The 14661-nt window shown below is 45.1% G+C and carries 14 protein-coding genes; 9 read left to right on the plus strand and 5 right to left on the minus strand.

All coding sequences use genetic code 11. The annotated features are described in order from the left end of the window. The first annotated feature begins 137 nt into the window (after positions 1 to 137). Positions 138 to 875: a hypothetical protein gene (locus tag H6798_02830; GenBank protein MCB9821447.1), complete on the plus strand. Its 738-nt coding sequence runs from the start codon at positions 138 to 140 to the stop codon at positions 873 to 875. Positions 876 to 1152: 277 nt separating this feature from the next. After that, complete coding sequence (locus H6798_02835) at positions 1153 to 1896, plus strand: LysM peptidoglycan-binding domain-containing protein (protein MCB9821448.1); 744 nt, start codon at positions 1153 to 1155, stop codon at positions 1894 to 1896. Positions 1897 to 1954: 58 nt separating this feature from the next. Here H6798_02835 and H6798_02840 read toward each other — a convergent pair whose 3' ends face one another. Next, positions 1955 to 2623 carry a hypothetical protein gene (locus H6798_02840; protein MCB9821449.1) on the minus strand — a complete coding sequence of 223 codons (669 nt, stop codon included), beginning with the start codon at positions 2621 to 2623 and terminating at the stop codon, positions 1955 to 1957. Between the two features lie 162 nt (positions 2624 to 2785). On the opposite strand from H6798_02840, the gene H6798_02845 reads away from it, so the two are divergent. From H6798_02845 to H6798_02855, 3 genes are all read left to right on the plus strand, one after another. Further along, positions 2786 to 5143 (plus strand): phosphoketolase family protein, encoded by a 2358-nt coding sequence (locus H6798_02845; GenBank protein ID MCB9821450.1) that lies wholly within the window; start codon positions 2786 to 2788, stop codon positions 5141 to 5143. After that, positions 5131 to 6312, plus strand: coding sequence for a hypothetical protein (locus H6798_02850; protein MCB9821451.1), 1182 nt, complete (start codon positions 5131 to 5133; stop codon positions 6310 to 6312). The genes H6798_02845 and H6798_02850 overlap by 13 nt, the downstream gene beginning before the upstream one ends. A gap of 72 nt (positions 6313 to 6384) precedes the next feature. Next, positions 6385 to 6867, plus strand: a complete 483-nt coding sequence (locus tag H6798_02855; GenBank protein ID MCB9821452.1) for a low affinity iron permease family protein — start codon at positions 6385 to 6387, stop codon at positions 6865 to 6867. Here the strand turns inward: H6798_02855 and H6798_02860 are convergent, their stop codons facing one another. Continuing rightward, entirely contained in the window at positions 6868 to 7281 is a 414-nt protein-coding gene (locus tag H6798_02860) for a rhodanese-like domain-containing protein (protein MCB9821453.1), read from the minus strand. A gap of 119 nt (positions 7282 to 7400) precedes the next feature. On the opposite strand from H6798_02860, the gene H6798_02865 reads away from it, so the two are divergent. Both H6798_02865 and typA read left to right on the plus strand, forming a co-directional pair. Further along, a complete protein-coding gene (locus H6798_02865; protein MCB9821454.1) occupies positions 7401 to 7904 on the plus strand; it encodes a metal-dependent hydrolase in 504 nt (167 codons plus the stop codon). Between the two features lie 81 nt (positions 7905 to 7985). Next, on the plus strand, positions 7986 to 9806 hold the full coding sequence (typA, locus tag H6798_02870) for a translational GTPase TypA (protein ID MCB9821455.1): 1821 nt from the start codon (positions 7986 to 7988) through the stop codon (positions 9804 to 9806). 27 nt (positions 9807 to 9833) lie between these two features. Here the strand turns inward: typA and thrC are convergent, their stop codons facing one another. Then, entirely contained in the window at positions 9834 to 11285 is a 1452-nt protein-coding gene (gene thrC / locus H6798_02875) for a threonine synthase (GenBank protein MCB9821456.1), read from the minus strand. Positions 11286 to 11429: 144 nt separating this feature from the next. Here thrC and H6798_02880 point away from each other — a divergent pair, with 144 nt between their 5' ends. Then, positions 11430 to 12221: a hypothetical protein gene (locus tag H6798_02880; GenBank protein ID MCB9821457.1), complete on the plus strand. Its 792-nt coding sequence runs from the start codon at positions 11430 to 11432 to the stop codon at positions 12219 to 12221. Between the two features lie 4 nt (positions 12222 to 12225). Here the strand turns inward: H6798_02880 and H6798_02885 are convergent, their stop codons facing one another. Continuing rightward, positions 12226 to 12576 (minus strand): DUF1801 domain-containing protein, encoded by a 351-nt coding sequence (locus tag H6798_02885; protein MCB9821458.1) that lies wholly within the window; start codon positions 12574 to 12576, stop codon positions 12226 to 12228. A 111-nt stretch (positions 12577 to 12687) separates the two neighbouring features. Between H6798_02885 and H6798_02890 the strand changes: the two genes are divergently transcribed. Continuing rightward, the gene (locus H6798_02890; protein ID MCB9821459.1) at positions 12688 to 13794 is read left to right on the plus strand and encodes a hypothetical protein; all 1107 of its coding nucleotides are present in this window, start codon (positions 12688 to 12690) and stop codon (positions 13792 to 13794) included. Between the two features lie 47 nt (positions 13795 to 13841). Here the strand turns inward: H6798_02890 and H6798_02895 are convergent, their stop codons facing one another. Beyond that, a complete protein-coding gene (locus tag H6798_02895; protein MCB9821460.1) occupies positions 13842 to 14549 on the minus strand; it encodes a DNA alkylation repair protein in 708 nt (235 codons plus the stop codon). Positions 14550 to 14661 lie beyond the last annotated feature (112 nt).

Here is a 14661-nt window from a genome sequence, read left to right on the forward strand (position 1 = left end):
TTAAGCTACTATAAACAGCTGTTTGCCTATCAAATATTTACTAATAAGAAAACGTTAGTATTTAGATACTAGCACAGTTATAACGAAATGTCAAGTTCATTTTGCAAATACTACATGTACATATATAATATTACACAATGAAAAACTACGAATTACCAGTTGGTATGGATAATCCGCGAGCTCGTCGGTTTGCACGTAGCTTGCGTAAGGTGACTAAAGGAAAATCGTTCGAAGATGTAGACAAAAACATTCATTATCACCAGGCAGACAGTGCTCAGCTTCGAGATACTCGGCGAAAAATACGCGAGAATGCGGCGCGGTCGTTTTTGGTTGACAATTACCATAGACACCCAGATGCGTTCACTTTAACTCATGGGCTCTTGCTCGGGTTAGAGGCTTCGCATCGCATACTACCTATGCTACTCCATCGAGATTATCTAAGAACAGTTAATCTCAGCCTATCGGGGGAACGTGGCTTACTTGTATTTAACGAACCGTCACAAAACATCGAAGCTTATGCAATGAACTTACCTAGGTTTGATTGGGTACCAGTCCCTAGGAATATTAGTGAGTTACGCTTACGCATGCTCTGGGGTGGCATTGGTGTAATGGCATTACTTTATGCAAACTACGTTGATTATTACAAAACATACGGAGTTCGCGAAGTCGTCCGGACCTCACCTGCCTATCCGCATCCGATTGCCGATATGAAACGACGATTTAGCCAATTTGCTGGCTCAAATGGCTTAGGGATTGATCGGCTAGACTCACGATCTCCAGATATGGCGATAGGTACTGCGAACATTCCAGCAACAACAGGTGATCTGCCGGAAGATATGCAGTTGCCTCCCCCAGAATCTCGCGATGAGCTTTAAGTCCGCTGATAGCAATCATTTAGCACAACAGCTTTTTTTACTACACTCAAACTGTATATTCACATTTATCCACAGGCAGTATTGACATATTTTTGTCTGTAGACTAATCTATGGCCTTGTGTCTTTTCGTGTGAGGGAGAGGTACAACTCGTAGCAGTTGGTAAGTGCACATCTCGAGCTGCATGCCGAACTAAAACGAGCAAACTGCGAGAATAACAACTAAAAAGTTATACATTCTCTTAAGTTTTGAGTATGTAAAAGGAGACAATTTATTTTTATGCGTAAAGCCGTAATTACGGGTCTTTTAGCATGCGCCCTTGCCTTCTATCTTAATGGACAGCAGGTTAAGGCAGCCCCAATCGATTTACTAACTAAACCTGTCGTTGGCGATACAGGCATCGAACTGGCGCTATCAACCACGACCACAGGTGTATTGTTACCAGATACCAATAAGCAGGCCGACCCAACAGATCAGCCGGCGCCAATCGTACATACAGTCCAAGCTGGCGAAAGCCTTTCTAAAATAGCCGCTGAATATCAGACTACTTGGGTGTTGCTTTACTACAAGAATACCCAAATCGATAATCCAGATGTAATAAATGTTGGCCAAGAAATCATGATTCCAGCACCAGACGAGGAGCTCGCTCCTCGGGAAATGCCAGCGGTTGCTGTAGAGGAGTCTACCGCCAATACTGCGGAGCGCAGTTACTACGCGAGTGGTGATAGCAGCGGTAACTTGTATGTTCCCGGACAATGTACTTGGTATGCTAAGAGTCGTCGTCCAGATTTACCCAACAACCTTGGCAACGCCTCGACATGGGTATCACGAGCAGCTGCTCAAGGAATTCCAACTGGCTCAAAGCCACAAGTCGGTGCAATAGGCGCTAGTGGCAACCATGTTGTTTACGTCGAAAGTGTCAATGCCGACGGAACGGTAACAGTTACTGATATGAACTGGAGCGGTCCATACCAGATTACCCGACGAACAGTTGTTGCAAGTTCGCTGTACTACATATATTAATAAGCAAAAAGCATGCAACTATGTAAACGTGCATGCTTTTTGTGTTTTTTAGTTCTGGTTACTTTTTGCTGTTTTTGTACATATCGTCGACAATTTTGCCGGCGACATCGCGTCCGCCTAAACCAAAAGCTAGCCCAAGAGCTAGCATAATCCCAGCCATAATAACGGTAAGATTATTGTTGATTATAGTTAAATCTAAGCCGAGCTGAGCGATTGCTAGAGTCAAACCAAATACCAAGATCACAGCCTTTGCTGCAGATGCCAATGTACTGTAGTTGGCGACCTTAGCTTTTTGGGCAGATTCGGTAACAATATCTTTAACCACGTTACCAGCAATAATTGACAATCCAGCAACTACTGCAAACGCAAAGATGTTTGGCAAGAAACCGATTAAGGAGTCGAACGTATCTGTTAGGGCGGTCAAATTAAGCACATCGACTGCAGCCCCAACAAAGATTAGTAAAATCGACCAACGCACAAAAAAAGCGGCTATCCCGCTTAAACTTATTATGCTTACCCCTAGTTTTTTCATGGCCATTTTTGTTAGTTTGTGTGTTTCTACGTAATTTACTAGTTTGTCGATGACCGTGCTGACTGCTTTGGCGACTACCAGCCCCACCAGTAACAGTAGCAGGGCTACTAATAATTTCGGCAGAAAATCAATCGCTTGATCCGCCAAGTCGTAAAACGACTCTCGTATCGTACTCACGAAATTCACATCGTTCATACTCACCTCCTTTTTGTAATATCAATAATAGCATATAAACTTTTATGCTTAGCAACTACCAATTGTTATAGATTCTATAACTGTGCAAAAATGGCTTACAGACTTTGGTGGTTACAGTGGTCGGTGCTATACTAAATTTAATAATTAAGAAGGTGGGAATCATTGAGCACTATTAATCAAGAAACTCTAAATCGTCTAGATGGCTATTGGCGAGCAGCAAATTATCTAGCAGTCGGCCAGATATATTTACGCGACAATCCCCTACTTCGCCAGCCATTGCTAGCGGAGCATGTCAAGCAAGTATTGCTCGGGCATTGGGGTACAACCCCAGGCCAAAACTTTATCTACACGCACCTTAACCGGATAATCAATGATCGCGATCTCGATATCTTGTATATTTCGGGGCCTGGTCATGGTGGACCTGCGCTTGTAGGCAATACGTACCTAGAGGGTACTTTTAGCGAGAACTACCCAGAAGTTAGCCAAGATGAGGCTGGTATGCGACAGTTATTTAAGATGTTTTCGTTTCCAGGCGGGCTACCAAGCCATGTGTCGCCGCATATTCCTGGGTCGATGCACGAAGGTGGCGAGCTAGGTTATTCGCTAAGTCACGCTTATGGGGCTGTTCTTGATAATCCAGACCTGGTAGTTGCCTGTGTTGTTGGTGACGGCGAAGCCGAGACAGGCCCGCTAGCTACATCTTGGCACTCAAACAAATTTATCAACCCAGTTACCGACGGAGCCGTTCTACCGATTTTGCATCTGAATGGCTACAAGATTAGCAACCCTACCCTACTAGCTAGAATCGAACACGATGAACTCGAGGAACTTTTGCGAGGCTATGGCTATACGCCACTGTTCGTGGAAGGCGATGATCCGATGGCGATGCATCAACTAATGGCTAGCCAGCTCGATCGAGCTTTCGATATGATTGCCGAGGCTCAGAATAACGCTCGTGAACATAACGACACGACTCGTCCGCGTTGGCCAATGATTGTACTTAATTCACCAAAAGGTTGGACTGGCCCAAAGATAGTCGATGGCCAACATATCGAGGGGAACTTCTTGTCGCACCAAGTGCCAATCTTGGTCGATCAAGATCACCCTCATAATCTCAAACTACTGGAAGACTGGCTGCGGAGTTATCGCCCAGAGGAACTGTTTGATGCAGATGGTAAGTTGATTGCCGACTTGCAGTCTATGGCTCCTGTTGGCGTAAAGCGGATGGGTGCCAACAAGCATAGCAACGGCGGCAGCCTACTGCGGGAATTGCATATGCCAGATTTTAGAAATTATGCCGTCAGCGTAGAATCTCCTGGGTCTACAATCACTAGCAACACACATATTACCGGCAACTTCTTGCGTGATATTATCGATCTAAACCGCGCTCAGCGTAATTTTCGGCTATTTGGCCCCGACGAGACGATATCTAATAAGCTTAACCCCGTGTTTGAGGTGACTAATCGTCAATGGGATGCGCGTATCTACCCGACCGACGACTTTTTATCGAATGATGGCTTTGTACTCGACTCGATGTTAAGTGAGCATCAGGTCCAGGGTTGGCTAGAAGGTTATCTACTCACAGGCCGACACGGCTTACTCCATAGCTACGAAGCGTTCATACGAATTGTCGACTCGATGGTTAATCAACATGCTAAGTGGATGAAAATGTCATCCGAAATATCTTGGCGCGATCCAATCGCTTCGCTTAACTATCTGCTAACATCGCATGTTTGGCGCCAAGATCATAATGGTTTTACTCATCAGGATCCTGGGTTTATAGATCACATTGTTAACAAAAAGGCCTCGATGGCTCGAGTTTACTTGCCGCCAGACGCGAACTGCCTACTGTCGGTTACCGATCATTGTTTACGCAGCCGTAACTACATAAATCTGATTATTTGCGATAAGCATGATAGTCGTCAATGGCTGTCAATCGAAAGTGCCATTACCCATTGTACTGCAGGAGTTGGTAAATGGGATTGGGCTTCCAATGATCTTACGGGTGAGCCAGACATTGTTTTAGTGAGTGCAGGTGACATACCAGCGCTAGAAACTTTAGCAGCTGTATCGATTTTGCGTGAGCGCCTACCTCAGCTAAAAGTTCGCTATATAAATGTGGTCGACCTTATGCGGCTCCAAGACGACAAAGACCACCCACATGGGCTTAGTCAGATGGAATATGATGAGCTGTTCACAAAAGATAGGCCAATCATATTCGCTTTCCACGGCTACCCTTGGCTTATTCACCGGCTAACCTACAAACGCACTAACCAGAACCTACATGTACGTGGCTATGTAGAAGAAGGCACGATTACAACCGCTTTTGACATGACAGTTTTAAATCGAATGGATCGCTTTAATCTGGTGATAGATATATTGCAGCGAGCACCCGATCAGGGCGAAGCCGGTCTCATCCTAAAAGCCGACATGGAAAAGAAACTGGTCGAACACCGTAACTATATTTATGAATACGGGATCGACATGCCCGAAGTCGAAAACTGGCAATGGACAAGTTAATTTTAGCCATAAACCCTGGCTCAACGTCTTACAAATATAGCTTTGGTTTGCCCGATCAAAACCTACTGCAATTACATTACGAAAGCCTTACCGACGGTAGCTATGTATGTACGACAAGAACACCGAGTGGGCAGACAGAACAATCAATCGATGCCGAAATATTTTCGAATAGCTTGAAGGATTGCCTAGACAGAGCCAAGCAGGCAGAAATTCCTCTTGATAACTTGGTAGTTGGTCTGAGATTGGTTGCCCCGGGGAGTTACTTTGCTCAGAATAAACTTATCGACTCAGAGTTTGAGCTGCAGCTCAAACAAAAAACAGATATGGCGCCACTACACATAACGGCGGCTCGGCATATGATAACTGACCTACGCCAGATACTTCCTGATACACCAATATACGCGGTTAGTGACAGTGCCATACACGCTAACTTACCGGCTGTTGCCCGTAGTTACGCCATCAACGCCCAAGATGCTGCCAATCAAGACATTTTTCGGTTTGGGTATCATGGTATTTCGGTTGGTTCGGCCTTACGTAAGCTGCAGGCGATCACCACAACTGCGCCTGAAAAAGTGATAGTTTGTCACCTTGGTGGAGGTTCGAGTGTTACGGCTATTAGGAATAATCAGAGCATTGATACGAGCATGGGTTTCTCGCCTCTTGAAGGCTTACCGATGACCACTCGAAGCGGTACGATTGATATCGGAGCGGCGCTTTACCTAGCTAAACGTAAGTATCTGACAGACGAACAGTTACTCGAATACCTCAATAAGCAGTCTGGCTTACTTGGCATAAGCGGAACTAGTGATGATATTAGAACTTTAATCGATCAAGCAGCTGCTGGTCAACAATCGGCTCAAGCTGCGCTTGACTATTTTGTTTATCATATAAAACACTACATAGGAGCTTATGTTGGACTTCTGAATGGATTAGACACGTTGGTGTTTACAGGTACGGTTGGTTATCGATCGGCGGTTATCCGCAACATGGTATGTAACCAACTCGATTATCTGGGCATTTCTCTCGACGAGCAAAAGAACAATAGTTTGAGCTCCGATGGCTACATCAACACACATGGCAAGTTAGGCGTAGCGGTGATTAAGACCGACGAGCAATCAGAAATAATTCTTAAGGTTCATGAACTTTTGTCTAGAATGGGAGCAAATTAGACACGCAGATCAATCTGCCATTGTGTTATTGCTTGGAGTTGTTTATGCTTAAAAAACAAAGGGAGAGTAATTATGAAAGAAACGTTTAGAAAGTTTTCGGCCCGTATTGCCGCAGCAGTTGGCTCACCTTTAGCGTTTTTGACTGCCCTAATTGTAGTGGTTATCTGGGCTTCGACTGGCTCGTTCTTTAATTATTCTGACACCTGGCAACTTGTGATTAATACCGGCACAACGATAATCACCTTCTTAATGGTTTTCGTGATTCAGAATACCCAAAATCGAGAAGGTAAAGCTATGCAACTCAAACTGGACGAACTGATTCGATCGCAGAAAGGTGCGCGCCATGCCTTTGTTGAGCTAGAAGACCTAAAAGACGAAGAACTAGCAGCTCTGGGTGAGGAGTTCAAACACATTCACACCCGTTATTCATCTAAGCTAACCAGCTTGTTGCAAGAGCAAATACAGGCCGAGAAAGAGCGTCGACATCACCGTTCTTTATTAGATAATTTTGGCGACGCAATCAACCGCGCAACTCACCCAGGTAAAAAAGATTAACTATTTGACTAGTTCGGCGCCGAGGTTTTGAATATCGCTTAGCCCACCTAAGTCGGTAATGTTAGTAAAGCCGGCTTGCTTTAATAGCGATGCAGCTTGAGCCGAACGATTGCCGCTCCGACAATACACATATATCTTCGTATTCTTGTCGATGTTTGGTAGCTGCCCAGCTTGCATTAATTGTAGGTCAAAATTGACCGCATCTGCAGCGTGGCCTTCAGCAAACTCCGCGGCAGTTCGGACATCATATAAGACAGCTTGATCCATTTTTACCTCCTCGGAAATTTGACTGTAGCTAAGTTTATCGACTGAGTCTGTTTGGGGATTCTCGGTCTCTTTTGTGCTAGAGTTGTAAATTACCGAGGCCACCACTAACAGAATTAAACCACCAAAAATATACATGATTACTTTCATGAGTCTAGTTTAACACGCGCTTAATGTTGGTGGTAGTGACTGAAATCAAGATTTTGCTACATGACATGTCCAAGACTCGAAATGCGTTGCCCAACGATTTGCTGATATAATTGCAAATTATGGCAAACTATCGAGGGCATGCTGCTGGTGGAGTTATGGCCGGTGGTCTAGTTTTGGCTGGGCACTATTTATCGACTTTTAAGGCAGTACCTGACGGTGGTGTTATAGTTGACGATTGGCAACTAATAATCGGTGTAATTGTGTTGGCAGTATTGTTTGGTCTTTGGCCCGATGTAGATACCAATTCGAAAGCCCAAGATTTGTTTGTTGGTATAGCCTTTATTGTTGATTTATTGTTGATTGCCAGTGCTCAGTATGTCGCTGCTTCACTACTGGGGCTGCTTGCGATGACACCGATTATCGGTCACCATCGTGGCTGGACTCACTCTAAGTTAGCTGTATTCATCGTACCGTTACCAATTATGATAATCCCCTATTTGGCTACCAATCAGGTTGGCGATACAGCAATACTGCTTTATATTGCTTCTGTTGCTGGCTACATGAGCCACTTACTCTTAGACGGCTTAATATTTAAATGGTTCCGAATAAAGGGTGGCTGGTAGAAATCCTAAGCTCGCTAGCGAGATTATTTAAGAAAAATTTACATGTTTTCGAAAAATGTTGTATAATTGACCTCTGTATTTATGGAAAGCACAATTCGAAACATTGCGATTATCGCACACGTCGACCATGGTAAGACTACACTTGTCGATGGCTTGTTAAAGCAATCGAATACTTTTCGCGACAATCAAGCCGAAATGAGCCAAGAGCTGATTATGGACAGTGGCGACCAAGAAAAAGAGCGCGGGATTACAATCACGGCCAAAATAACTGCTGTCGATTGGCAAGGACATCGAATTAACATCATTGACACTCCAGGGCACGCTGATTTTTCTGGCGAGGTTGAGCGGACGCTTCGGATGGCCGATGGTGTAATTTTGGTCGTCGACGCTCAGGAAGGTCCGATGCCTCAGACAAAATTTGTGCTTAGCAAAGCACTACAGCTCGAACTCAAGCCAATCGTTGTTATCAATAAAATCGATAAACCCGCCCGTCGCATAAAAGAAGTCGAAGACGAGCTTGCCGATCTATTCTTAGAGTTAGCGGTGCACGAAGATCAACTCCACTACCCTGTTTTTTATGCAGTTGGCCGGACAGCCAAAGCCTGGTTGCAAGTTCCAACAGACCCCGAATCAGAAGCCGATCTAGGTGTGATATTTCATGCGATAGTCGATCATGTGCCAGCTCCGCAAGTGTCTGCTCAAGGCTCGTTACAACTCTTGGTATCGTCACTCCGCTCAGACAATTATAATGGTAAGTATGCTGTTGGCCGTGTTGAACGTGGTCAAGTTAAGCGAGGCCAAACTGTTAGTTTGTGTCATGACGACAAAGTTACACCTGCAAAAATTGATCGAGTCTTCCGTTCGGTGGGGATTACTAATATCGAAATCGAGTCTGCCGAAGCTGGTGATATTGTGGCAGTAACTGGTGTGGCTGCCGCGAAAATTGGCGATACAATTGCCGATGCGGCTAACCCAGAAGCACTGCCACCAATTGAGGTCGAGTCGCCAACTCTGCAAGTTTACCTCGGGCCAAACACGAGTCCGCTCAAAGGTAAAGAAGGTCAGTTCACGACTAGTCGGCAAATTGGGGATCGTTTGCAAGCCGAGCTCGAGACCAATGTCGGCCTGAGGGTCGAAGATAATGGCATCGGCTTTCTAGTGGCTGGCCGTGGTGAGCTGCATTTAAGTGTGCTCATCGAAACCATGCGCCGCGAAGGCTACGAGTTTGAAGTTGGACGGCCTCAAGTTGTGACACATGTCGAAAACGGTGTCGAGGTTGAACCGATCGAAGAAGTGATTATCGAGGTTCCACTCGAGCATGTTGGAGCTGTCCAAATGGAACTTGGCAAACGCAAAGCACAGTTGATCGATCAGTTTAATAATCAAAGTGGTGTTAGTAAGTTGGTCTATAAACTACCGACGCGAAATTTACTTGGTGCGCGCAATATCTTGCTTACGGCCACCAAAGGCACGCTAATTATGAATAGCCTTCTAGATGGTTTTGCGCCCCTTGGCGCCGCGATTAATCAAATTCGGAATGGTGTTTTGGTGGCCTGGGAGGCCGGTACTAGCACTCCTTACGCCCTGCAAAATGCCGAAGACCGCGGCGAGCTGTTTGTCGGTCCGGCTGAGATTATCTACGCTGGCCAGATTGTTGGCCTCCATGTCCGCAGTGGAGATTTAGAGGTTAATGTATGTAAAGAAAAACACCTAACTAATATGCGGAGCAAGAGTTCCGACGGTGTAGTTCAGCTCACACCCCATACAAAGATGAGCCTCGAGGAATCACTCGATTTTATCGAAAACGACGAATTACTCGAAGTTACTCCAAAAAGTTTGCGCTTGCGCAAACGCGAGCTCGATCACAATGCTCGCAAGCGCGCCGCTAAACATGCTTCATAACAGGGGCGATATTATCACTATAACGATTTAGGTATTCACAAAGCGGTTGTTTGTAATGTATTCGGCTACTTCTTCGATGCTTTGGAGCATAACAAATCTGCCTGCGGCTCCGGATAAGCTCTCTATATCTAGTGCGCGTCGATCGGTTCTTTCTGGTATATAGCCCAGTGCAGATTTCATGGTTTCTTCGAACTTCATTGGGTCGGCGGTAGCTAAGCAAACCATCTTAACGCCATCGTTCTGTTCAGACAGGCATCTAGCTACAGTTACAGCGTCGGCAGTGTGTGGGTCGATCAAAAAGCCGCCTGTCTCGGCATGAACTGCACGAATTGTCGCGAGTCGGTCATCGGAGGTCGACATGGCAGCCCTAAAACCAAGTCTTAGTAAAGCATCGGCAGCAATGCCATGCTCAGTAAACTCGAGCCTATTACCCGGCCTAACTTGGTCCATGTAAGTTTTTGTACTAGCAGGGTTTCTGTCGAATAAGTCATAGACTAGACGTTCAAAATTCGACGACACCACGATATCCATCGACGGACTAGTGGTTTGCAACGATTCTTTAGGAATATCGTAGACACCGTTGTGCACGAGGTCTACTAAGACGTTGTTCTCGTTGGTAGCGATTACTAAGTTGCGGATTGGAATACCAATTTGCCGTGCGTAATAACCAGCGAGCACGTTACCAAAATTACCCGTAGGTACAACAAAGTCGACTGGGTCGCCGAGCCGACCACCATCGCGCACTGCCTGGAAATAGCCAGATGCATAGTAAGTAATTTGAGCTAAAATTCTAGCCCAGTTAATTGAATTTAGCGCCCCAAGATCTTCGAAACCTTCACGCTGTTTGAGTTGTTTAACAATTTCTTGGCAACCATCAAAATCGAAAGGCAGTTGAATATGGTGTACGTTGGAGTTTGGGTAACTCTGGATTCGCATCTGGGCTTGCTGAAAGCGTGAGCCTCTATCTCGAGGACTCAACATAAAAAGTGATAAGTATTCTCGACTTGCTAGGACAGCATCGCCCGCGGCCGAACCGGTATCACCAGAAGTTGCCCCCAAGATATCGAGTTTCTGGCCACGCAGTGCGAGAACTTTTGCCATCTGGCGGCAAACCACCTGCAAAGCTTGATCTTTAAATGCAAAAGTTGGTCCATCGGATAAGTCTTGGACGTAGATATCATCGGCTATCTTTGTAACCGGTGTGATGGTTTCGGTAGTGCCATTTGGGAAGTTTGCTTGTGAATAAGCCTCTCGGACAATCGCAACCTGCTCGGCCAGGCTGAGGCTAGAGCCAATAAACCTCGAAGTGATGTTCAAAAATAGTTCGTGATATGGCATGGTTGAGTATGCCTGTAGATCGTGAATTACCGGCACCTCAGTTGGCAAATACAGACCTTTGTCTGGAGCAAGACCTTGAAGTAATACATCGGCAAAAGACCACTTTTCTTCTTCGATATCGCGTGTACTCACATATTCCATGCCCTATACCCTACTCCTCTTCTATTCGAACACCAAGTTTAAGCACGAATAAGTTCCTTTATGTGTAGTTGATACTGTAAAGATGCATTAGTTTGTATGTTAAATATTTGATAAACAAACTTCATTTGATATCTTTAATTATCTATGGCATCGGAAAATTTTGTGCAGCGTCGACTAGCTTACGATAAGTGTCTAGCCGATTTAGAGTTCGTATTTTCTCATCCAGATTTTAGTGCCCCAGAACACCCCTATGTGCAGGCGTTGCGACTTATGGCCGAATATGCAGTTTTTGGTGTGATAGATCCGCACAACAGAATGCTCCATGTTCGAGGTCCGATTTATTATGATTCTGTTGTAGTTGCGCCAGTTATGAAAGGCGATCATAAAGGTGGCCCACTAACACTTCCTTGGCGACTGACACGTGCCGATTACGCCGACGAAGAAGATGAGTTCGAGTTTGATGCTTTCGAGCATGGAGCATCGGGTGTATGCCAGGCATTCGAAAATGTTTTGTTGCCGATAATTAGTGTAGCTCCGCATATGGTCAATAGGCACCCGATAGTTGTCGGTTGTACAGTTGCCCATGAGCTCGATCACGCCTACTGGTGGTTAAGACGTAAGAGTCGTTTTAAGCAATACGATCCCTATTCCGAGGAAAGTATTGCAGCCCAAGAGGTTTCCGCCAATCGGCTCGAGCAACAAATTCTTTTTGCACATTTACCAGTTTTATACGATGAAGAATACGGCCGTGTCTCTTTGCTCTATGCGGATAGAGACTTCGAGCGACCCTATAATCCGCGTCTACTAGACAAACTCAAGAAAACAGTTCGCGTAGTGGCATTTATTAATTTTATGTTCGACGAGTTAAAAGCAGATATTGGGGTTATGCCTACTGCAGATCTAATTACTGCCCTAAAGGCACAAGGTTTGATGTAAGGCCTTAGCCATTCAAGATTTCTTGGCGGCGGTATTCAACCATTTTTTGGATAAGTTTTAGGGGTAGATCTTGGTCGTGTGGAAATTGGATACTGCCTTTGCCTTGCTTGTATTGGGAAGTGCTCGCTACAAATTGGTGGTGTGAGTTTGGCGTGGCGTATACACCAATGTGCTTTGGGTAGGCCGCAAAGTAAACCAGTGGCTTACCGGCTAGCTTATAGGCAGGCATGCCATAGCTCATCGACTCGATTGCCTCAGGTGAAACTTGCCGAACTAACGTGCGTAGAGCGGCTAATCTAGCCAGTGCTTCACCCGAAAAGTTGGCAAAGTAAGCATCGACAGCTGTTTTTGACATACATAAATTCTATCAACTCCCAGAGCTCTAAGACAATTAAGTTTTTAACTTATGCTTGCAATACTACATGTAACTAGTATTAAATAACCATACATTTAATAAGGGTTTTGTATGTTTATAGACAGTATAAAGCGAGGTGGAGTATGGGTACCTCCTGAAGAGCTAGACACCCCTTTCTCGATTCCTGATCCTGAAACATTCAGAGATGATCTTACGAGTAAAGATAGATATAGGTTATGTGTGGCTGCCAACGAAGTAGTCAAGGCAGCTTTCACTCACTCACTCTTAGGGGGCGTGACTCCGGAAATACTTGCCGACCCAAGGGCGGTTGCTGTGTATCGATCTCTAAGCGATGATCTCCAGCCAAAAGAACAAGTTATTCCAACAAAATTACCGATTGCGGCTGAAGTTGACGGGTTAGTAATCTATGGGGCCGATTACCTACGCCAAATTGAGGGTTATGCTGGTATTAAAATAGAGTTTACAGATGCAGAAGGAGGCCAAAGAACTGCGCGTGTCCATACAGATTGGGCTATTGTCGACAACGAGCCGATGAGCCATGGAGAATATGATCGTTTGCTTGGGCAAATAGTCACTGAAGTCATTGATGATATAGATGACATTAGCTACGAACTGCTTGATTCGGCTGCAAGATTCGCAGCTCTCGGACGTTCAGCCATACAGTCCCGCAACGTTGGAATTGTCTTAGATGATGGTTACAGCACAGAAGTTATGGTAGATTCTTTTTTTGACCCTAATGCCCCCAAAAGTGAACTGCCAGATAAGTTTATGCACGTTATAGTTGTCACTAGGCGCGGCCTAGAAGACTCTCGCGAGTTTTATCGGAATTTGCAGATAGATGCCCAGCCCGTTCCGAGCGATGATAGTACGATTACGGAGATTCTTTATGTATTGCCTGGCTCGATGGTAGCACTCCGAGCTCCGTTAGCTGGCAGAAAAAGTGATTTTGAGTTTGTTGGTAACGATGATCCTGAACTAGTACGGATAGCCAGATTAATCGATGACCTCAGACAAACTCAAATGATAACCAATCTGCAAGCAATTAACCCGAGACCATTAGTCATCGACAGGCGTGGATCGGGAATTGGCATAGACTATAAATTATCGGCTAGTCTAAAGATGCTCGAGAGTCTTGCTGGTAGCGGTGTAAAGATGGTGTCTTTAAGCCCAGAAAAATATGCAAAAATACTCGGATAGATAATCTCCTTATCCAAAATAACTAGTAGTCTCGCCAGCATAACAAACTAGCGGTTCAGGTATTTTTTGCGTAAGCTTTGGTCTAGTCTTTCGATGGCGTAACGTAAAGCTGTACGTGGCATATCATGAGCATGGTTGTCCAAAAATGCAGTTAGGGTTGCTTGGCCATCGCGCTTGCCAACTTCTCGGAGCGTCCACCCGACGGCTTTATGAATGAGGTCGTGCTTGTCGTGCAAAAGAATCTCGGCTATCCGTAGACTATGGGCGACGTTACCCTGCCGAATAAATGCAAAAGTCGAGATAATCGCTGTGCGTCGTTCCCAAATATTTGGCGACTCGGCTAAATTGTAAAGAATCTCGACTGGTTTATCTAGCAAGTATGCGCCGACTATATGTGGGCAAGTAACATCTACAAAATCCCAGTTATTAATTTGGCCATGCTTGAGCGCTTGTAAGTATAATTCAAAGAGTTTTGTTTGGGTTGGCTGGTCGGCTTTTTTGAACACATCGACCATGATAATTAATGCTGCCATTCGGTGCTCGTGGATTGGGCTGGCCAGAAGCTTGGCAATTTCTTGATACTCTAGTTTGCGATATATTCGACACGCTAGACGGATTTGGGGCATGGTTACGCCAATAAACTGGTCGCCTTCACCGTATCCGCCTGGGTCTGCTTTAAAAAATCGATGCGCTCCAGCTGCCCGTTTGGCATCTCCGAGCGTTTCTAGTTCTTGTATCACTCTATCGGCTAGCATACCAACATTATAGCTCTAGGTATTTATTCATCAATCCATCATATTTTTCTAGACTCGGTTACCGATGCACCTAAGCATTTATATTAGACATATGTAGCTTAAATATGGTATA

It is taken from the genome of Candidatus Nomurabacteria bacterium (assembly GCA_020631905.1).
Taxonomy (GTDB): domain Bacteria; phylum Patescibacteriota; class Saccharimonadia; order Saccharimonadales; family VXPC01; genus JACKGQ01.

Excerpts from the sequence above, each read along its gene's own strand:
- H6798_02855 (MCB9821452.1), top strand. The coding sequence starts at position 6,385 with ATGAAAGAAACGTTTAGAAAGTTTTCGGCCCGTATTGCCGCAGCAGTT.
- H6798_02850 (MCB9821451.1), top strand. The coding sequence starts at position 5,131 with ATGGACAAGTTAATTTTAGCCATAAACCCTGGCTCAACGTCTTACAAA.
- typA (MCB9821455.1), top strand. The coding sequence starts at position 7,986 with ATGGAAAGCACAATTCGAAACATTGCGATTATCGCACACGTCGACCAT.
- H6798_02880 (MCB9821457.1), top strand. The coding sequence starts at position 11,430 with ATGGCATCGGAAAATTTTGTGCAGCGTCGACTAGCTTACGATAAGTGT.
- H6798_02885 (MCB9821458.1), bottom strand. The coding sequence starts at position 12,576 with ATGTCAAAAACAGCTGTCGATGCTTACTTTGCCAACTTTTCGGGTGAA.
- H6798_02890 (MCB9821459.1), top strand. The coding sequence starts at position 12,688 with ATGTTTATAGACAGTATAAAGCGAGGTGGAGTATGGGTACCTCCTGAA.
- H6798_02835 (MCB9821448.1), top strand. The coding sequence starts at position 1,153 with ATGCGTAAAGCCGTAATTACGGGTCTTTTAGCATGCGCCCTTGCCTTC.
- H6798_02830 (MCB9821447.1), top strand. The coding sequence starts at position 138 with ATGAAAAACTACGAATTACCAGTTGGTATGGATAATCCGCGAGCTCGT.
- H6798_02895 (MCB9821460.1), bottom strand. The coding sequence starts at position 14,549 with ATGCTAGCCGATAGAGTGATACAAGAACTAGAAACGCTCGGAGATGCC.
- H6798_02860 (MCB9821453.1), bottom strand. The coding sequence starts at position 7,281 with ATGAAAGTAATCATGTATATTTTTGGTGGTTTAATTCTGTTAGTGGTG.
- thrC (MCB9821456.1), bottom strand. The coding sequence starts at position 11,285 with ATGGAATATGTGAGTACACGCGATATCGAAGAAGAAAAGTGGTCTTTT.
- H6798_02865 (MCB9821454.1), top strand. The coding sequence starts at position 7,401 with ATGGCAAACTATCGAGGGCATGCTGCTGGTGGAGTTATGGCCGGTGGT.
- H6798_02840 (MCB9821449.1), bottom strand. The coding sequence starts at position 2,623 with ATGAACGATGTGAATTTCGTGAGTACGATACGAGAGTCGTTTTACGAC.